This is a genomic window from Pseudoalteromonas sp. MM1, assembly GCF_030296835.1.
GTDB lineage: Bacteria > Pseudomonadota > Gammaproteobacteria > Enterobacterales > Alteromonadaceae > Pseudoalteromonas.
In genome coordinates this window covers 598,613-616,750 of sequence record NZ_AP027923.1, presented here as the reverse complement: position 1 = coordinate 616,750, position 18,138 = coordinate 598,613, and the positions used below count along the sequence as shown (strand labels likewise).

Genomic DNA, 18,138 nt, shown 5'->3' with positions numbered 1-18,138 from the left:
CTGGAAAAATGTGTAGATAGCTCGGCAAAAATTTCAGTAATTTTTATAAACGTTATTTAGATTGTTTAGTAAAACTATCTGCAATTGGCTTTGTACTTATACCATGTATAAACACACTAAATAAAATAGTGGTCATAGCAATAGTGGCAATCTCGTATTTATTCTCTATTTGCGTGTCTATTACCATTAATGTAAAAACAATTGATGCTAAACCACGTGGCCCAAACCAAGCAAAAGTAAAACGCTCTTTCCAGTTAAGTGCTGTAAATTGTAACGACAACATAACCGGAATTATTCTAATCAATGTAGTACTTAGCAATGCATACACAATTATATTTGTATTTAATTTGGGTATTACTAAATAAGCACACACAAATCCAAATAAACACCAAATCATCAACGATGTAAAATCAGCAATGTGTTCAGAATCTTCTATTAATTCAGCGCGAATATCGGTTTTAGAAAATTTATCAAATAACAAACCTGCAATAAACACCGCTATAAATCCACTGCCATGAAAATATTGAGTGATAGAAAACACCGCCATCGCAAAACCTAAAAGTAAAAATGGGCTAGTGCTTTTTGCAAAGTAATGTCGCTTCATTGCAAAATTTAACAACGGAATAAATATCGCTATAGAAAAACTTGCAATTAAAAGTGCTAAGCCAAGCTCTCTTGAAAACACACTTAATGTATGTGATGCCGTAATGGCAGAGTCAGGGTTTTTAGCGAGTAAAATAAAAATTAAAAATACTGGTACACATAAGCCATCGTTTAATCCGCTTTCGGTATTTATACCTTCCCTAATTTTTTCAGGCACTTGTGTACTTTGCAATAAACCTTTACTTAATGCTGCATCGGTTGGGGTTAGAATAATTGCTAGCAAAGCCGATTGAATTAGCGAGAGCTCTGCAAATAAAAATAAGCTAACACCAATACCGCATAATAAAGTTAAGGGTAGGGCAACAAATAATAATAAACTAGGGTACTGAAAACTATGCCTCAATACCCCTAACTTAGATTTAGCCGCATCAGAAAATAAAAATATACTTAGCGTTAGCTCTATTAATGGTAATAAATAATCTATCCCTGCTTTTAATTTTTCTCCTTCATTGGGGAGTAAAAATGCCAAAAACATACCGCCAATAACAAAAAACATAGGGCCAGTTATTTCTGTACGTTCTAGCTGCCTAATTGAAATTGAATAAACCAAAAATAAAAAACCAATAAATGCTATTACTAAGTATTCCATTAAATTTTCCTTTTAACGCCAGATTTTGCTCGCTCTTTAATATTTGTTTGAATATAAATTTGATCGGTTGTCGCAATTTTAGAATGCCCTAAATCTTCCGATAAATGTTTTAGCGGTCGCGTTTGTGCATCATGCGTTGCACCCGTGTGACGAAGCCAATGGGCAGTGGCTGCTTCAAGTTGTTCTGCATCATCTTTGAAGCCATCATCAAGTAAAGATTGTTGAGCCAAATCAAAACTTTGCTGTACTAAACGCCTAATTTGCCTAACTGTCATCCCACCTTGGCCACGAATTTTATGCACCAATGGCTCAGCTTCATCAACACGAGGTAGGGCGGGTAATCCTCTGTACAATCTATAACGTTTTAAATACTCAACAAAATCATCACTTAAGGTAACATCTCGTAGTTTATTACCTTTCCCCATTATTCGTAAAAACCAAAAACCGTCATTATCTTGCCAAAAGTGCGACATAACGGGTGACCATTGAGGGCGCTCGGATAGTTCCGAGATCCGTAAATATAAACCTTTTAAACATGCCAAAGTAAACAAGTTACGTTCAAGCTCTGGTTTTTTTTCACATAAATCGCGTGTTACGCCAAATACATATTCCCATTGTATGTCACTTAGCGTGTCTGGGATCTGAATTTGTGATTGCACAACCAAATAGGGGCTATTTTTTTTAACTACAGGAATAAAGTTAGCAAATGTTTTTTCTTCTAAAATAGAAAACTTATAAAATACATTTAGCGCAGTAAACATTGCGGCTAATGTTTGCTGACTCGCAATTGACTCCTTTAACATAAAAGGTCGCCAATTTTGGTTTAATCTACGAATGCCTTGCTCATCTTTGTAGCGCCATTGCACCGAAGTTGATGCCCATTTTTTATCTGGCTCAACCATAAAATCGACATAGGCTTCAATGTCTTCGCGTTTTAAATCGAACACTGATTTTTCGGCAATTAACCAAGACCACAAATAAAATCGTTCGAGCTCGTTACGAAAACGATTAAATGTTGCTTCAGATTTTCGACCGTACACATATAAAAATTGGTATAAGAATTTAAGTTCGTCCTTTGATTCAGTTACAGTCAAGCCAACTTGCTGTATAAAGGATGCAAGTTCTGGGTATTCTGAATTTAGAGTATCGTCGTCAAGATGAGCAATTTGATATCTTAATTGTTTTAACGTATCAACTAAAGCAACAAGCATAATGTATATATATTCAATAAAATAATAGACTTACACTTTAACGTTAAAGTCCGATACTGTCTAGTATTGGACATAGTGAAAGTCTACTTATTTAGGCATTTTTGTTATTGCGCATTGATATGAATCTTATTAAGGAAAGTTTTATGAAAAAATTTATCGTGTTAGGCCTACTTACAATAAGTGTATTACTAACAGGTTGTGCTACTACAGGCAGTGCATCACCAAGCGAAAAACGCGCTTTAGTTCAAAGCATGAAAAACAATACGCTCGACAAATTATACGCACAAAAACCCGATGTTAAAAAACAAATTGCCAACTCGGCCGGTTACGCGGTGTTTGATAACGCAAACGTCAATGTTGTTTTAGCCAGTTTTGGTGGCGGGTACGGTGTAGTAAAAAATAACTTAACCGGTAAATCAACCTACATGAATATGGGTGAAGCCGGTTTAGGGCTTGGTTTAGGTGTAAAAGACTTTAACGTTGTTATGGTTTTTCATAACCAAGCAGCAGTAAATAGATTTATTGAACATGGTTGGGCCTTTGGCGGTAACGCAGACGCCGCAGCAAAATACGAAGATAAAGGTGGAGCACTGGTTGCAGAAGCCATTGCCGACCAAGTTACCGTATATTCTTTAACCGAAAATGGCCTTGCACTTCAAGCTGTACTAAAAGGCACTAAATTTTGGGTAGATTCTGAGCTAAATTAACCCCTAATAACTCTCCTAAAAGCGGGCTGGTTTGTATAATCACGCTCGCTTTTTTATTTCTTATTTAATTTAACATAACGTAATTTATGGGAAGTTAGCTATCAGCTATCAGCTATCAGCTATCAGCTATCAGCTATCAGCTATCAGCTATCAGCTATCAGCTATCAGCTATCAGCTAAAATAATTTAACTCTTATATAATCGAATATTTAATGCTTATTATTCTCTTTTCATTGTTTGGTTAATATCAGATAACATGTGTAAAATATTTAATGCACAAAATAAAACTTAGAATATTTATTTATCTAACCTACAAAGCCAGCTTTTAAATATAATTGGTGAAATATCTTAAAGTACAGGAAGTTAATAAACACTTTAGTTTAAGTGACTGTATGGCAAACTAAGCTGCTGATTTATAAGTATTTTTATTTATTTTCTTTCTGATATGATAGACTAAATAGATAAACAAGGATAAAGAAGATGCCTATCATCACGATAGATAACTTAACACTCATTGTATCCCTGGTCTCATCTTTTGTAGCTATAGCTATGTTTGTAATTGCGTCCATTCAAACTCGAATACAAAAAACGTAATCTTAATCTAGCTCTTTTTAATAGCAGATATAAAGTTTATATAGATTCGCAGAAGCTATATCAAGAGTATACCAATGGATATATTTCTGACGTTACTTTTAGCCACTTTATTGCTTCATTTCATGCTTCAGAATTACTATTTCCGTCAGAATCTGGAATTTATAAATTTCTAGAGAAAGTACATGAATATGTAATATCTTTTAATGGTACTAAAAGAGCAATGCAAAGCACTGGTGAACCAGCTGCCCTAGAAAGGATTTATGAATACAATAGAGAAGCTAGTTCTAATTTGAATTGTTTTTTACAAGAGCTAACGAAATTAATGAAGCCTTATATTAAGATTAATTAGTAAAAAAAGACAAAGTATATTGCTTTACAGAATGCATAAGCATTAACAGAAAGGCTTTCATCCTCTTCCTTAATATTACGACCTTATTTGTGGACTTATATTATATTCAGATAAATAATTTATAAGCCGCTTTTAGCGGCTTATAAATTTAACTTTAAAGCTTCTCTAGCTATGTTTTATGATTTTATTTTTGTATAAATCCTCAACAGGAAAAATCATAGTGTAGTCATCCCAATTGATATTTCCATCAACAATATCAAAGTTTAAGAAACCATCTATCTTTTTGTAAGCTTCGTAGTCAGGATGACCTACAGAAAAAATAAATGTGGCAAAATCTACAGTCGAAATATGCCCGTCATTGAATTCAATATCAAGTATATGACCTGTAATATGTTTAGCATTAACTACCGATAGCTCTGACATTTTTCACCTTTCTTGTAATCAATTGTGGACTGATATGTTTCTTTTTAACAAAATAATCGACCCATTTATTAACTATATCGTCAGCATAAGCATTAACGAACTATTCAAATTCTTTGCGTTTTTTCTGTTCAAGTCCCGTTCCTTTATCCTTTATCACAATCTTGTGAATGCGGCCGCTCAACATATGCAGCTCGGCTTTAGACTCTTTACCTTGAAATTTAGCATGAATATGGATCGGCTCATGTTCATTGCTATAAAAAATAGTACTAGCCCAAAGTATTCATATATTTTTGGCATAAATATCTCCTTTCTCCATTGCCTAACTTAAGTTTTGCGTTTTAAAGTATACCTAAAAGCTCCTATCTCTATAATTAGTAAGTATAATTTTTTATTCGCTTAGCACAATCCCATATTTATTATTTAATACTCTAGCCCTTTAATAAAAATGTAATAATTTAGTACATGCCTGAGCTAATACATACTTATTTATAGCTTCTTATCAAACGCTTCAGCTAATTTTTCAGTTTCACTAAAAACGGTATTCCAATATTTAATGCGTGTGTCTGCATCGAGATTAGTAAAGTCATTTCTATCTGGAATTTTTCCGTAAGGTAAACCTGCTATAAATTCTTTTGATGGTGAGATCATCACAACATTATCGTAATTTTGTGGTGCTACTTTACGTTTTAAATTTTTATCGAACCACCCTGCTTTTGGCTCGCTATTAAAATGCGGATATAAAATTAAGCCTGGGTTATTAATTTTTAAATCAAAGTGGTAGTCAATTATTCCACCATCGCGATACATACCTTGTGGTGAACCGGCAATATTTTTTATACCTTGCATAACAAGCGGTATAGAGCCCGATGCGAGTAAGGCATCTTTTAAATTAGTTTGGCTAAGTGGTATGTTTTGAGTTTTAAAGTTATAACTATCAGTTATTGATAAATTACTGTTTGGCGCACCAAAAATAAATCGCTCGTACTGCGAGCCTAACAATTTTCGGTTTACGCGATTGAGCATATAACTTTTTGATAAACCCAAAAGCTGAATTAATTTATTTTCGCTGGCAATAAAGCCATTAGATTTAGCCACTATAAAATGCGCTTTAAACACGGGGTTATTTAAAATTTCGGTTACACCGTTATCGCCAAAAACATCTTCAAGTAATCCGCGCGCTTTTATTGTTATTTCATTTGGTGTTGGTTTATTACTAGAATAGCGCGTTTGCGAATACGATTTTGCTAAACGCTCAATGGCAGCAACGGGGTCGTTTTGTGCAAAACACGCAGATCGAAATGCGCCAGCAGATGATCCAATTAAGTTAAGTGGTTGGGTGCGGTGTTTAAAAAACTCACCAAAAATATATTTGTCTAAACCAAATAAAGTAAACCATTTAGGCCCACCACTTGCCCCTAAAAAAGAGGTAAATAACTCGGGTTTAAAGCCCTGCTTGTTAATAATTTTTGCTGCTGTTTTCCCTGCATGAATGTCTATCATTAAATCAGTTTACCTTATTTTTCTTAGCTTTTAGTGCAGTTTACAAAACCCAAAACTGAATAATTATGCAAATTTAAAAAGCGGTTTTATGTTGCCATAAAACCGCTTTTTATCGTTAAAATTGCTTAAAATACGCGAATCAATCCCAAATGCCGCTTTCGCATTTTCCCTGTACTTTTACATTTTTTACTTTAAATTCGGGCTCTATGCCTTTTTCTCTTTGTGTGTTGTAGTCGCGATTAACAGACAAAATAGTCGGCGTGAGCAATATAATAGCGATTACGTTAACTACTGTCATTAACCCTAATGCTATATCGGCTAAATCCCAGACTTCTTTTAGAGACGCAGATGCGCCCCACAGCATCATTGATAAATAAAGTAATGTATAAATTGTGCGCCCTACTTTGTTATCGAGCTTAAATAAATGTAGGTTACTTTCGGCGTAAGCGTAGTTGGCCACCACCGAAGTAAAGGCAAATAAAGTAATGGCTGCCGCAACAAAATATACGCCGCCTTGTGCTAAGTGTGCGGTCATGGCGCTTTGCGTTAAACGTATGCCTTCCATTTCGCCGCTTATATCTACATCGGCAAGTAAAATCACAACGGCGGTACAGCTACAAAGTACAATGGTGTCAAAAAACACGCCAAGCATTTGTATATAGCCTTGTGTTACTGGGTGATTAGGAATAGGGCTTGCGCTTGCTGCTGCATGGGGCACACTACCCGCACCGGCTTCGTTAGAGTATAAACCGCGTTGTATACCATTTTTAATGGCTGCACCCATTGCACCTGCGCCAGCTTCTTGCAAGCCAAAGGCTGATAAAAATACATCTTTAAGCATGGCTGGTACTTGCGGTAAATTTATAAGCGTTATAATTACGGCAGCTGCTACAAATAATATGCCCATTAATGGCACTACACGTTCAGCAAAACGGGCTATTGCTTTAAAGCCGCCAAGTATAATTGAGCCTGCTAATACGGTAATTACTAATCCTGAATAAAAGGTGGGTACTTCAAATGCATAGTTAAGGGCGTCGGTTATGGTATTGGTTTGCATGGCACTAAAGGTAAAGCCGTAACCTAAAAATAAACACGCGGCAAACACAATAGCAAAGGCACGGCTGCCTAAACCTTGTTGAATATAATAGGCGGGGCCGCCTCTAAACTCGCCACTACTATCGCGTACTTTATACACCTGCCCTAATACACTTTCGGCAAAGCCGGTTGCCATGCCAAGTATGGCAATAACCCACATCCAAAATATGGCGCCGCTTCCGCCAAGTGAAATGGCAACGGCTACCCCAGCTAAATTACCTGTACCTACACGAGCACACAGGCCAGTACACAATGCCTGAAATGAAGAGATATCGTCTTTTTTACACTTGCTACTGCCTTTTAAAAGGCTAAACATGTGTTTAAATTTTACTATTTGAATTGCTTTTAAACGCACCGAAAACCAAATACCTGCAAACAGTAGTATGTAGATCAGTATTTGGCCCTCTCCCCATAATAGGCCATTTACACTTTTTACTACGGTATCGAACATGGGCTAATCCTTTTGTATTTATTATGTTTTACTCAGCAAGTGGTTGAGTAAATGGCATTTAATTATGCATATTAGCCATAGATTTAGGCAGCTAAGCTGCCTTAGTATGTTGACTTAGTGGTAGGTTATTTACTTTGCAGATGAATGCCTGCAATCATGCATCTAACCGAACCTCCCGCCGACTCTATGGTTGGTATAGGTAACGGAACAAGTTTAGCTGTTTTTTGTATTGCTGCTTTTTGTTCGGTTGTAAGTGCATTAAACGCCGTTTGTGAGAGTGCTAAAATGCGGCCATTTGTACCTTGTAGCTCTATTGCGTTGCCACAAAAGCTACTTATTTGCTCATTAGTTAAGTTTATTACTTCTAAATGGCTTTGTATAAAATGGCTAGTTATTTGTTTGTGCTGACTATTTGGCACCATATCTAAGCTGATCATGGCAAACTCTGTTGCTATACACATTAATACATTAGTATGATAAACCGCAGTACCTTGTTTATCGTACGCATTAAATACAACAGGTTTTAGTTTTAATTGTTCACATACTGTATTAACCACAGTTTTAGTAGTGCGCTTAGATTCTACTGCATAAGCAAGCTTATGTGGGTGATCAATAACAAGCGATCCTGTGCCTTCTAAATATGCATTTTCTTTCGCTAAAAATGAATAATCAGTCACAGACAACACTTTATAGTGATTAGTCAAAAAATCAATAATATCTTTTCGATATTCTAATCTTCTGTTTTCTGCATACATTGGATAAACAACTAGCTCACCACTTTGATGGGTAGAAAACCAATTATTTGGAAACACTGAATCGGGCGTGTGTGTGTGCTCGTCTTCAAAAAGGTGAACGGTTACGCCCTCGTTTTGTAATAATTTAACCGCATTGGTTACTTCGTCAAAGGCGTGCTGACTCTGATTTTGTGAATTGCAGGTACTTTGAAACGTGTTGTCTAACATAGTTTGTGGGTTAGATGTAAAATGATGCGGTCGCACCATAACCACGGCGCTTGGTGCTTGCTTTATATAACTCATGCCACTTGCTCTTGATTATGGGTTTTTGCTGTTTGTGTACAATTAAGTACCGAAAATAAATCACGTGGATCAGCTTGTTGTGTAATTAAATCAAGTAATTCAAACTCACCCGCAGCCACCAGCGCATCTTTAATATAAACCAATGCGGTAAAGTCTTCGCTTGCAAAACCTACCCCATCAAAAATAGTTAGCTCGTCGTTACTTGTACGTCCAGGTACTTGTTTATTAATTACTTTATGAAACTCTGTTACGGCAAAAGTGTCGCTCATTTGCTGTATTTCGCCTTCTATTCTGGTTTGCGGCTCGTACTCTACAAACACAGTGGCACGCTCTAGTAACTGTGAATCAAGCTCTGTTTTACCAGGGCAATCTCCACCAATGGCATTTAAATGCACACCTTGTGGGATCATATCGTTGGTTAAAATAGTGGCATTTTTTTTATCCGCTGTGCAGGTGGTAACAATGTGCGCGCCCTGTACGGCTTCCGCTGCGCTATTGCATATAGTTACATTTAAGCCGTAGCCACTTAAGTTGTTGTAGGCTTTTTGTGAGGCGTTTTTATCAATGTCGTATAAACGAATGTGGGTAATACCTAATACGGCTTTAAAAGCGAGTGCCTGAAACTCAGACTGTGCACCATTACCAATTAATGTCAGCGTTGTTGAGTTTTCAGGCGCTAAATACTTTGCAACAAGCGCCGATGTAGCCGCTGTGCGTAGGGCCGTTAGTAGGCACATTTCACTGATCATTACTGGGTAACCGCTATCAACATCCGACAAAATACCAAATGCGGCCACTGTTTGAAGCTCTTTAAATGTGTTTTTTGGATGACCATTTACATATTTGCAGCTAAACATTTTGCCATCGCTTACGGGCATAAGCTCTATTACGCCATCTGGAGAGTGCGCTGCATAACGTGGCGATTTATCAAATTCGTGCCAGCGAGCAAAATCTTGCTCTAACCTTTGAGTAAGCGCTAATAGCACGTTTTCTATGCCCACTTTATTTATAAGTTTGGCCATTGCCTGTACGCTCACAAATGGAACACCTTGTTTAGGCTGTGCGATAAAATGACTCATAAATACCTCTTTAATGACTAAATAAATTATTTGAAATAAGTTTATAGGCCAGAGGTGTTACTTAAAATGCCAAAAATTTATACAAATAATATTATTTTTTAGCAAATTGCTATGCATCAAAGTACAAATTTAGTAATTTGTAATAAACACATAACCCAAGGCGTTTTATGACCCCTTATATTTACGACTCATTAGATAACGCGTTAATAGCCGAATTAAGAAAAGACGGCCGCGCTTCTATTTCAGCATTGGCCGATGTTTTAAAAGTGTCGCGCGGGACGGTACAAAACCGCTTGGACCGTTTAGTCTCATCGGGTGCTATATTAGGTTTTACTGTGCGCGTACATGAACACATAGAAACCGAAGCCGTAAGAGCCATTATGATGGTAGAAGTGGTGGGTAAATCGACCTCGCAGGTAATTAAAACCATGCGTGGTATACCTGAGCTTACTAAGTTACATACTACTAATGGCGCTTGGGATTTAGTGGCTGAAATACAGGCTGCTAATTTAAGTGAGTTTGATGGCGTACTCAGGCAAGTACGCGAAATAGAAGGCATTTTAAATAGCGAAACCAGTATATTATTGTCATCTACTTAGGTTTATTAACGCTATGTTTTACTAAAGTATTTTAGGCAATACTCGGTTTATGTATTAGATATTGGAGTAGGCAATGAATAAGCTTTCTATTCGGTTTTATTCGCAAGATATAAAGCGCCACCAGCATAATTACCATCAACTCGTGTTACCTCTACACGGTGAAATACACATAACATTAAATAATGACTTTAAAACAACGGTCAGTACAGGCAGTTGTATAGTTATACATAAAAACGTAGTGCATGCCTTTACGGCCGATGAGGCTGCACGTTTTATTGTGGCAGATTTAGATGCGCTCCCTGATAACCTTATAAATCTTTTTTGCCCTAAAATTTCAATAGATAGCCGCTTATTAAGTTACTTACAATTTATTGAGCAGCAACTGCTCGTTGTTAGTGATGATAAACTGACTAGCTCAACCTTTGATTTATTTTATTTATTACTTTGTGAGCAAAGCAGCCACAGTAATATTGATAAGCGAATAGATAATGTAATAACCACGGTAAAGCAAAATTTAGCGTATCCCTACACGTTAAAAGAGCTGGCCAATATAGCCTGTTTAAGCGTTACGCAATTTAAAACTGTTTTCAAAAGAAACACTAACATGAGTGCGCTGCAATATATAACTATGTTACGAATGCAGCATGCGCGCGCCTTATTAACGCATTCAGACCTACCGATTGCTTTAGTAGGTGAGCGCATTGGTTATAATGATGCCTCAGCTTTTAGCCGTCGGTTTAATGTATACTTTGGGCAGCCACCTAAAGCGTTTACAAAGCAGTAAATTGCGCCTAAGCAAACAACAACACCATCTTTTTAGCATATTTATACTTCACCCTGTTGATACACTCAGTAAATAGTATTTACGGGGGATAATTAATGGCAACAAACATAGGCTTTTTAGCAATATTTTCGTGGGGGCTTTTAGCATTACTGGGTAATTTAACCAAAGCACTGCCTGCTTTTCAGTTACTTTTTATATGTTTTTCACTCTCTTTTATTATTTTATTAGTTAAACGCGTAGCTACAAAACAGCCATTATTAACCCCTCCTAAGCTTTCTAAAAAGCAAATTATAATAGGTGTTACTGGTTTATTTGGTTTTCACTTTTGTTATTTTATGGCTTTAAAATACGGCCCTTTAATCGAGGTAAGCTTAATTGTGTACCTTTGGCCATTATTGCTAGGTGTATTTGTTGCTACCCCAGGGGCTAAATTTAAAGCTATATTGGGCGGATTACTGGGATTTTTAGGCACGCTTAGTTTAATTACCGATGGCAGTGGGTTATCAATCAATAGTGAATATTACTTAGGGTATGTTTTTGCAGGATGCTGCGCCGTACTTTGGTCGAGTTATTCTTATTTAATGTCGCGATTTAATAGCCATGTAGATGACATAGGCTGGCTTTCACTTATTGTGGCAGTGCTTGCCCTTTGTGCACATTTTTATTTTGAAACAACCGTTACTAGTTTGTCTGCTTCACAATGGCTAGGCGCTATTTTATTAGGATTAGGCCCAGTAGGTGGTGCATTTTATTTATGGGATCATGGTTTAAAATTTGGTAATCGCTCGCTTTTAGCTTCCTTAAGCTTTTTAACGCCGGTGCTCTCTACATTTATTTTAATACTCGCCTCGCAGGCTCCCTTTAGTTGGTCAGTATTTATTGCTTTAGCGCTTATTTTATTAGGTGCGGCAATTAGCAATAAAAAGCCATCGATAAGCTTAAAAAAAGCATAGCTTTAATTTTGCTAAGGCACTTTACCAGCGCGTGGTAATTTAAGTTTAAGCGCTGGTATACACAGCTACATGGCATAGCTGTGTGCGTAATCTACTATACGTGCATTTTGACTTTTTAAATAAGCGCGGCCTGCTTTTACACCTAGTTTATGATCAAAGCGTAAATCATCGTTTGAACTGCCTAATAATTTACTGTGTAGTTTTTCATCTGCAAAAATTTGTATAATTTCTACATCACTAGGCGGATTGGCAATAAACGTTAGCTCGTCTAGGTATGCTTGTTCGTGTTGAATCAAGTAATCGAGTGTTTTTGGGCAGTAACCTGACGCACATGCAAATGTTCTAAGCTTTTGAACCCATGCAGTTTGCGCTTGAAAATGCTCATCAACGGTTCTTATTACCACGATTTTTCGTGCACCGCGGTTATAAGCTTCGCGTACCGGCAATGGCGCTGCTAAACCGCCGTCTACATAAAAGTCGTCACTAGAGTGCTCTTGACGAGCTAAATCTGCTTCGTTTGCTGCTTTTGTATCTAACCAAGGTGTTAATTTAACCCCCTGTTTATACAAAAAAGGTAACGCGCTAGAAGCTTTTAATAAATCTCGCCATTGCTTTCCCTCACCTGTTGGCGATAAGTAATAGGCTTTTCTGTCACGAGTATTGGTTGCAGTTATAAGTAACTCTCGCTCACCTAAACTGCTTTTAGCTGTTTTAAAGTCGAGTACTCTGTTTACCTCGGTGGTTTTATCAAAGTACCAGTCTAAATCAACTATGTGTTTACCCATTAAACCACGGCCCAATTGAAAAAAACGCTTGTTACGCGAAAGCCCTCTAATTAAACGTTTTGCATAGCCTTTTTGGCGTGCTAAATAGCTAGTTAAATTTTGCGAGCCGGCAGAGGTGCCAATAAATAAATCAAAGGGGTCGTAATTTTGCTCTAACCACGCATCAAGTACACCGGCTGTGAATATCCCTCGCTGTCCGCCACCTTCAGCTATCAGTGCAACTTTTGGCTGCGCTGGTTTTGTAACTGAATTAGCCGATGCGGTTGTTAGAGCGTTCACGGTGTACCTTCCTTTAATTTAATGATGTTTTTGTTTATACAGTCATTATAAAAAATTAAAGTGGTATCTTAAAATTGATTGTTTAAATCAATTTAATTGAAAAAATAGAACGGTAATAAATGCAAAAATAGCCGTTAAACATTGGCAAAACACTTTGCACTAACTAATTAAATACCGAAAACAACTTAATACAGACACCACTGAAAGTTAATAAACAAAGTATATAAAAACTAACTTTTAATGATGCCTGTATAGTATCAAGCTTAGGGTGTACGCTTGCTTAACCAATATAATTAATGTTTTATTTCCATTAAAATTTCTAAGGCTCTGTGGCGTTTTTCGCTGTTGTAAACATCGTTAGTAAATATAAACTCATCCACTTCTAGCTCTTTCGCTATCATCTGTAATTTGTGTTTTATACTCACATGCCCGCCTACTACGCTTAAACTTAAAAAGTTTTCTACGTGGGCACGCTCTTGCTCGCTCCATAATCCTTCCATGGTATCTACCGGAGGTTTTAGCCATAGCTCTTTGCCGCGTATTAATTCAAGCACCCGTTGTTTTGAGGTGGTAGAGAGGTATTGCGCTTCTTCATCGGTTTCTGCCGCCACCAGCGGTAAAGCAAGCATTACATAGGGTTTATCTAATACGTTTGAGGCTTTAAACTCTCGTTTGTATAGCGCTATTGCATCGTGTACAAAACGCGGCGCAAAGTGTCCTGCAAATACATAAGGTAGCCCTTTTTGGGCGGCCAATTGCGCGCTAAATAAACTCGAGCCTAACAGCCAAAGTGGTACATTTGTGTCCTCCCCAGGAATAGCACGTATAGGATGAGTACCATTGTATGGGCCTAATAATGTTTGTAGCTCTGTTACCTCCTCAGGGAAATTTTCAGCGCGGCTCATATCATTATTGAGTGCACGGCTAGTGACCGGATCACTACCTGGGGCGCGGCCAAGACCTAAATCTATTCGCCCGGGGTATAAACTCTCTAACGTGCCAAATTGCTCAGCCACAACTAATGGCGAATGATTCGGCAGCATTATTCCGCCGGAGCCAACACGAATACGCTGAGTTTTACCTGCAATATGGCCTACTAATATTGAAGTAGCAGCACAAATTATACCGGGCATATTGTGATGCTCAGCCAGCCAAAAGCGATTAAACCCTAATTGGTCTGCCCGCTGGGCGTATTTAGTGGTTTTCTTGAGCGTATGAGAAACGCTTTCCCCTTTGATCATGGGGGCAAGCTCTAATAACGAAAAGGGAATGGAAGATAACAAAATAGCAGCTCCTTAAAATGCATGCTAATAATGGGCTTCATCATCAGCATAAAACACTTAAATGGGTCTGCTATTTATTCAATTCAAGTAAGGTAACAGATAAAAGCAAAATAGCGTTAGGCTGTTTTGCTCTTAGGTATTTATGCAAGCTCAGAGCTTTGCTGACGCTCTTTTTTATAACCCTCTGAGTCTACGCCTTTTTTCCAATAACCAGAGGAAACTATATTACTACGCGGTATATTAAAGTTATGCGTAAGTAAGGTTTTTGCTTTACGCACTAATCCTGCCTCTAATGCCATAAATACAATAGGTGACTCATTTGTGTGTGGCAAATTGTTAAGCGCGTTGAGCATATCGGTATCAGGTGTATCTGTAATTATCCAATTAACATCGCGCTGCGTGTGTAAATCAATAATGTCTTGCTCTGTAGGCGCATGCACAAACGCGTCAATTTTTGCGCTTGCGGGTAACTGCTGCATGTACCCTTTTATTGCATTTACTGAGGTTAAATCGCCTAGCAAAACATAGTGCGAGTGCTGGTAATTATCAAGCTTTTTAGGGCCTGGGCCTGCTATAGCGAGCTCATCACCTACTTGGGCAATTTTAGCCCAATGGGTTGCTGGGCCTTGGTGCATATTTATTACAAAGTCGAGCGTTAACGCACCACTTGCCTCATCAACGTCTCTTATTGTGTAAGAGCGCATACACGCGGTTTTTAAATTAAAATCAACTTTGCCATTTTGAGGAATAAGCACTTTTACATAGCTGCCAATATGCGCTGGCGTTAAATCCGAAAACTCAGCTGAGCCTACAATAATGCGCTGTAAATGCGGCGTTATTTGTTCAGTACTTAGTACTCTAGCTTTGCGAACTTGTTTACCCATTTAAAATCACCTCGTTTAACAAAATAGTTAACTGCTTTTTAAAGCAAGCATTGCACAACGCCTCATTGGTTGATAAAATCAACCATAAACAGATTGATTGACATTGTCAACTACATTGAGAGCCCTATGAATACGTCTTTATCAAATACCTTGTTTGAACTCATGCAAAATTACCGTGTAACAATCCGCGAGGCCATTAACGCAGGCGACCTTGGTATTAATGCTATGCACGTGCGTTGTATACATATAATTGCCGCTACAAGTAACTGCACCGCTAACGATATAGTTACCAAAACACAGCGCGACAAAGCACAAATTGCCCGCTTAATTAAAGATTTAATTGCCTTAAACCTTATCAATAAGCAAGCAAGTGAGCACGACAAACGCTGCTTTATTTTGTCGCTCACCGAACAAGGCAACACACTTTTTGATAAGTTATTAGCCTCTGAGCAGCAAATAAATGAACAAATGTGTAAAAATTTAAATCCTCAACAAATCAAAGACTTTTTAGATACCGCGCAACAAATGATCAAAAACATGGACTAAGCTGCCTTTCATTTCTTGGCATAACTCATACAAAACGCATATACTGTACACTTATACAGTATATGTGTTTTAGGTTATGTTATGTTTGTTATTCCCGTTTATATAGAAGCTGGTGTGTGTGGATTTGAATCGCCCGCGGCGCAATATGCCGAGCTAGGGGTTTCGCTTGATGAGCTATTAATAAAGCACCCCGACGCCACCTTTATTGGTATTGCATCGGGTAACTCCATGCAAGAGGTGGGGATTTTTGAGGGCGACTTGCTTGTAGTAGACCGTGCTGAGCAAGCCGATAACGGCGATGTTATTGTTGCCAATTTAAATGGCTTATTTGTGTGTAAGCTATTGGATAAAACCAATGCGCGGTTACTCTCGGCATCGCCTTTACATAAGCCGGTACAACTAACCCCAGCTGATGAGTTTCAGTTAGAGGGCGTGGTTACACTATCAATTAGAATGCACCGCCCAAGCCCTGAGCTATTAAAATGTACGCCTTAGTCGATGCCGTTGCCTTTTATGCCAGCGCCGAAAAAGTGTTCGACCCTGCTATTCGCTCTAAACCTGTGGTGGTTTTAACTAATAACGATGGCTGCGTATGTGCGGTGTGCCCTATTGCTCGGCATTTAAACATTCCTAAATTTGGCCCTTATTTTAAAGTTAAGCATTTGCTTGAGAAAAATAATGTGGTTGTACGTTCGAGTAACTATGAGCTGTACGCCGATTTAAGTGCCAAAATGATGAACGTAATTGGCCGCTTTTGCGATACACAGCATATATACAGTATTGATGAGTCGTTTTTACACTTTAATGGCTACATGCCACTTATTAAAAACTGGCATGAGTATGGGCATACAATAAGGCGTACCGTTTGGCGCGAAACTAAGCTCCCTGTGGGTGTGGGTTTTGGCCCTACACCTACACTTGCTAAAGCCGCTAACCATGCAGCTAAAAAGCTAAGCGGGTTTGATGGCGTAGCCGTTATAGATAACGAGCCAAGCCGCCAAGCTATTTTACAAAGAATGAGCTGCGCCGATGTGTGGGGCATAGGAAAGCGCCTAGCTAAAAAGCTTAACATAATGAACATACATACCGCGTGGGATCTGGCACAGCAAAATCCTAAAACCATGCGTCGTGCGTTTAGCGTAGTGGTGGAGCGTACCGTAAGTGAGCTAAATGGTGTAGCGTGCTTAACCTGGGACGATGTACGCCAAGATAAACGAGAAATATATTCTACTCGCAGCTTTGGTGAGCGGATCAGTGAGCCAACTGCACTTAAAACCGCCCTTATTAACCACGTAACCACAGTGGCAAGTAAACTACGAGCCCAGCGCTCACTAGCAAAACAACTTTATATATTTGCCGCCACGGGCAAACACGAAGACCGCTATTGTAAAAAGTCGTTTATATATAAATTTGCCACCCCCACTAACGATACCTGCGTAATGGCCAATGCTGTATCAGAAGTGTTTGCTCATATTTACCAGCCAGGTGTACGCTTTTATAAATGTGGTGTAGGCGCCTTAGAGCTTACCCCGGTGCAGTACCAGCAAAACGATTTATTTAACCAAAGTGCCGATAACCCTAAATTAATGCAGTGTCTTGATACAATAAACAACCGCTACGGAAAAGGTATACTCACTCTAGCCAGCAGCAAATTAAACCAAGGCTGGCATATGAACAGAGATCACTTATCGCCCCAGTACACGACTCGCTGGCACGATATACCTAAAATTTACTGTTATGAATAAGCGCGCTATTGCCTTTACAAATTAAACGCTGTGTTCAATCGACTTGTTTTTCAAAGGTACATTGTACTTGTGGATCATTAAGGGTGTATTTAACAGTGGTAGGGCTCACAAATTCTATACTTTGCCTAATGGTTTTTTCGTTAACGGGATCAACACAGCGACTCATTCTTAGGCTGTTATCTACACCATCACTTTTGTATTTATACGAGCTGGTTACAAAGCAAAAGTCAGGTTTTTTAGTGGTACGTGTGCCGTTATGCAGACTTTCAAACGCGATATGCTCGCCTAATTTGAAGCCCGCGTCTGGGTAGACTGGGTTTATTAAACTCAATTGACTTTTAACACAAAGCGAAGAGTTTGCTGAAACCACCTTATAATTGCCTAGCATTGTTTTTAATAAAGGAATAAAACGGCTCTTATTACTCGGCGTAGCAGTGTTTGCAAAAAGTACATTGCTTAAAAATAAACAGCTCAAACATAATAAAACTTTACGATAACTCATTAAAATCCCAACTCATTACTGGTAAAAATAGCATAACACACTCCTACCTATACTCACTTAAAATACATTTAGTTCATAAAG

Annotated in this window: 19 protein-coding genes; 7 read left to right on the top strand and 12 right to left on the bottom strand. The window is 38.2% G+C overall.

Annotated elements, in window-relative coordinates:
* Positions 1–52: 52 nt before the first annotated feature.
* On the bottom strand, positions 53–1,252 hold the full coding sequence (locus QUE46_RS19400; RefSeq protein WP_286248257.1) for a sodium:proton antiporter: 1,200 nt from the start codon (positions 1,250–1,252) through the stop codon (positions 53–55).
* Positions 1,252–2,463 carry a tyrosine-type recombinase/integrase gene (locus QUE46_RS19395; protein WP_286248255.1) on the bottom strand — a complete coding sequence of 404 codons (1,212 nt, stop codon included), beginning with the start codon at positions 2,461–2,463 and terminating at the stop codon, positions 1,252–1,254. The genes QUE46_RS19400 and QUE46_RS19395 overlap by 1 nt, the downstream gene beginning before the upstream one ends.
* A 143-nt stretch (positions 2,464–2,606) precedes the next feature.
* Here QUE46_RS19395 and QUE46_RS19390 point away from each other — a divergent pair, with 143 nt between their 5' ends.
* A complete protein-coding gene (locus QUE46_RS19390) occupies positions 2,607–3,170 on the top strand; it encodes a YSC84-related protein (RefSeq protein ID WP_055019010.1) in 564 nt (187 codons plus the stop codon).
* A 1,107-nt stretch (positions 3,171–4,277) separates the two neighbouring features.
* Here the strand turns inward: QUE46_RS19390 and QUE46_RS19385 are convergent.
* The 6 genes from QUE46_RS19385 to QUE46_RS19365 form a co-directional block, all read right to left on the bottom strand.
* Positions 4,278–4,535 (bottom strand): DUF2442 domain-containing protein, encoded by a 258-nt coding sequence (locus QUE46_RS19385; protein WP_286248253.1) that lies wholly within the window; start codon positions 4,533–4,535, stop codon positions 4,278–4,280.
* Positions 4,536–4,635: 100 nt separating this feature from the next.
* Positions 4,636–4,764: a hypothetical protein gene (locus tag QUE46_RS20310; RefSeq protein WP_374761415.1), complete on the bottom strand. Its 129-nt coding sequence runs from the start codon at positions 4,762–4,764 to the stop codon at positions 4,636–4,638.
* A 257-nt stretch (positions 4,765–5,021) separates the two neighbouring features.
* Complete coding sequence (locus tag QUE46_RS19380; RefSeq protein WP_286248251.1) at positions 5,022–6,035, bottom strand: patatin-like phospholipase family protein; 1,014 nt, start codon at positions 6,033–6,035, stop codon at positions 5,022–5,024.
* 139 nt (positions 6,036–6,174) lie between these two features.
* A complete protein-coding gene (locus tag QUE46_RS19375) occupies positions 6,175–7,581 on the bottom strand; it encodes a sodium:alanine symporter family protein (protein ID WP_286248249.1) in 1,407 nt (468 codons plus the stop codon).
* A 125-nt stretch (positions 7,582–7,706) separates the two neighbouring features.
* Positions 7,707–8,618: a citrulline utilization hydrolase CtlX gene (gene ctlX / locus QUE46_RS19370; protein WP_286248247.1), complete on the bottom strand. Its 912-nt coding sequence runs from the start codon at positions 8,616–8,618 to the stop codon at positions 7,707–7,709.
* Positions 8,615–9,697 carry an ornithine cyclodeaminase gene (locus tag QUE46_RS19365; RefSeq protein ID WP_286248245.1) on the bottom strand — a complete coding sequence of 361 codons (1,083 nt, stop codon included), beginning with the start codon at positions 9,695–9,697 and terminating at the stop codon, positions 8,615–8,617. Before QUE46_RS19365 ends, ctlX begins: the two co-directional genes overlap by 4 nt.
* Positions 9,698–9,864: 167 nt before the next feature.
* Between QUE46_RS19365 and QUE46_RS19360 the strand changes: the two genes are divergently transcribed.
* The 3 genes from QUE46_RS19360 (at position 9,865) to QUE46_RS19350 (ending at position 12,033) form a co-directional block, all read left to right on the top strand.
* A complete protein-coding gene (locus tag QUE46_RS19360; protein WP_055254207.1) occupies positions 9,865–10,296 on the top strand; it encodes an Lrp/AsnC family transcriptional regulator in 432 nt (143 codons plus the stop codon).
* Positions 10,297–10,369: 73 nt separating this feature from the next.
* A complete protein-coding gene (locus tag QUE46_RS19355) occupies positions 10,370–11,080 on the top strand; it encodes an AraC family transcriptional regulator (protein WP_286248239.1) in 711 nt (236 codons plus the stop codon).
* Positions 11,081–11,175: 95 nt separating this feature from the next.
* Positions 11,176–12,033, top strand: a complete 858-nt coding sequence (locus QUE46_RS19350) for a DMT family transporter (RefSeq protein WP_286248237.1) — start codon at positions 11,176–11,178, stop codon at positions 12,031–12,033.
* A gap of 65 nt (positions 12,034–12,098) precedes the next feature.
* On the opposite strand, the gene QUE46_RS19345 is transcribed toward QUE46_RS19350, so the two are convergent.
* The 3 genes from QUE46_RS19345 to QUE46_RS19335 all read right to left on the bottom strand — a co-directional run bounded on the left by QUE46_RS19345 (position 12,099) and on the right by QUE46_RS19335 (position 15,264).
* Positions 12,099–13,097, bottom strand: a complete 999-nt coding sequence (locus tag QUE46_RS19345; RefSeq protein ID WP_286248235.1) for a patatin family protein — start codon at positions 13,095–13,097, stop codon at positions 12,099–12,101.
* 293 nt (positions 13,098–13,390) lie between these two features.
* Positions 13,391–14,380: an LLM class flavin-dependent oxidoreductase gene (locus QUE46_RS19340; RefSeq protein ID WP_286248233.1), complete on the bottom strand. Its 990-nt coding sequence runs from the start codon at positions 14,378–14,380 to the stop codon at positions 13,391–13,393.
* Between the two features lie 140 nt (positions 14,381–14,520).
* Entirely contained in the window at positions 14,521–15,264 is a 744-nt protein-coding gene (locus QUE46_RS19335) for a siderophore-interacting protein (RefSeq protein ID WP_286248230.1), read from the bottom strand.
* A 126-nt stretch (positions 15,265–15,390) separates the two neighbouring features.
* On the opposite strand from QUE46_RS19335, the gene QUE46_RS19330 reads away from it, so the two are divergent.
* The 3 genes from QUE46_RS19330 to QUE46_RS19320 all read left to right on the top strand — a co-directional run bounded on the left by QUE46_RS19330 (position 15,391) and on the right by QUE46_RS19320 (position 17,555).
* Positions 15,391–15,810, top strand: a complete 420-nt coding sequence (locus tag QUE46_RS19330) for a MarR family winged helix-turn-helix transcriptional regulator (protein ID WP_286248228.1) — start codon at positions 15,391–15,393, stop codon at positions 15,808–15,810.
* An 81-nt stretch (positions 15,811–15,891) separates the two neighbouring features.
* Positions 15,892–16,305: a LexA family transcriptional regulator gene (locus QUE46_RS19325; RefSeq protein WP_055017071.1), complete on the top strand. Its 414-nt coding sequence runs from the start codon at positions 15,892–15,894 to the stop codon at positions 16,303–16,305.
* Positions 16,293–17,555 carry a Y-family DNA polymerase gene (locus tag QUE46_RS19320; RefSeq protein WP_286248223.1) on the top strand — a complete coding sequence of 421 codons (1,263 nt, stop codon included), beginning with the start codon at positions 16,293–16,295 and terminating at the stop codon, positions 17,553–17,555. Before QUE46_RS19325 ends, QUE46_RS19320 begins: the two co-directional genes overlap by 13 nt.
* Positions 17,556–17,589: 34 nt before the next feature.
* Here QUE46_RS19320 and QUE46_RS19315 read toward each other — a convergent pair whose 3' ends face one another.
* A complete protein-coding gene (locus QUE46_RS19315) occupies positions 17,590–18,057 on the bottom strand; it encodes a hypothetical protein (RefSeq protein WP_286248222.1) in 468 nt (155 codons plus the stop codon).
* Positions 18,058–18,138 lie beyond the last annotated feature (81 nt).

Bases quoted from the DNA above. Each gene is read 5' to 3' on its own strand.
- QUE46_RS19355 (WP_286248239.1), top strand. From the start codon at position 10,370: ATGAATAAGCTTTCTATTCGGTTTTATTCGCAAGATATAAAGCGCCAC.
- QUE46_RS19400 (WP_286248257.1), bottom strand. From the start codon at position 1,252: ATGGAATACTTAGTAATAGCATTTATTGGTTTTTTATTTTTGGTTTAT.
- QUE46_RS19320 (WP_286248223.1), top strand. From the start codon at position 16,293: ATGTACGCCTTAGTCGATGCCGTTGCCTTTTATGCCAGCGCCGAAAAA.
- QUE46_RS19385 (WP_286248253.1), bottom strand. From the start codon at position 4,535: ATGTCAGAGCTATCGGTAGTTAATGCTAAACATATTACAGGTCATATA.
- QUE46_RS19330 (WP_286248228.1), top strand. From the start codon at position 15,391: ATGAATACGTCTTTATCAAATACCTTGTTTGAACTCATGCAAAATTAC.
- QUE46_RS19390 (WP_055019010.1), top strand. From the start codon at position 2,607: ATGAAAAAATTTATCGTGTTAGGCCTACTTACAATAAGTGTATTACTA.
- ctlX (WP_286248247.1), bottom strand. From the start codon at position 8,618: ATGAGTTATATAAAGCAAGCACCAAGCGCCGTGGTTATGGTGCGACCG.
- QUE46_RS19375 (WP_286248249.1), bottom strand. From the start codon at position 7,581: ATGTTCGATACCGTAGTAAAAAGTGTAAATGGCCTATTATGGGGAGAG.
- QUE46_RS19350 (WP_286248237.1), top strand. From the start codon at position 11,176: ATGGCAACAAACATAGGCTTTTTAGCAATATTTTCGTGGGGGCTTTTA.
- QUE46_RS19380 (WP_286248251.1), bottom strand. From the start codon at position 6,035: ATGATAGACATTCATGCAGGGAAAACAGCAGCAAAAATTATTAACAAG.
- QUE46_RS19395 (WP_286248255.1), bottom strand. From the start codon at position 2,463: ATGCTTGTTGCTTTAGTTGATACGTTAAAACAATTAAGATATCAAATT.
- QUE46_RS19325 (WP_055017071.1), top strand. From the start codon at position 15,892: ATGTTTGTTATTCCCGTTTATATAGAAGCTGGTGTGTGTGGATTTGAA.
- QUE46_RS19335 (WP_286248230.1), bottom strand. From the start codon at position 15,264: ATGGGTAAACAAGTTCGCAAAGCTAGAGTACTAAGTACTGAACAAATA.
- QUE46_RS19315 (WP_286248222.1), bottom strand. From the start codon at position 18,057: ATGAGTTATCGTAAAGTTTTATTATGTTTGAGCTGTTTATTTTTAAGC.
- QUE46_RS19360 (WP_055254207.1), top strand. From the start codon at position 9,865: ATGACCCCTTATATTTACGACTCATTAGATAACGCGTTAATAGCCGAA.
- QUE46_RS19365 (WP_286248245.1), bottom strand. From the start codon at position 9,697: ATGAGTCATTTTATCGCACAGCCTAAACAAGGTGTTCCATTTGTGAGC.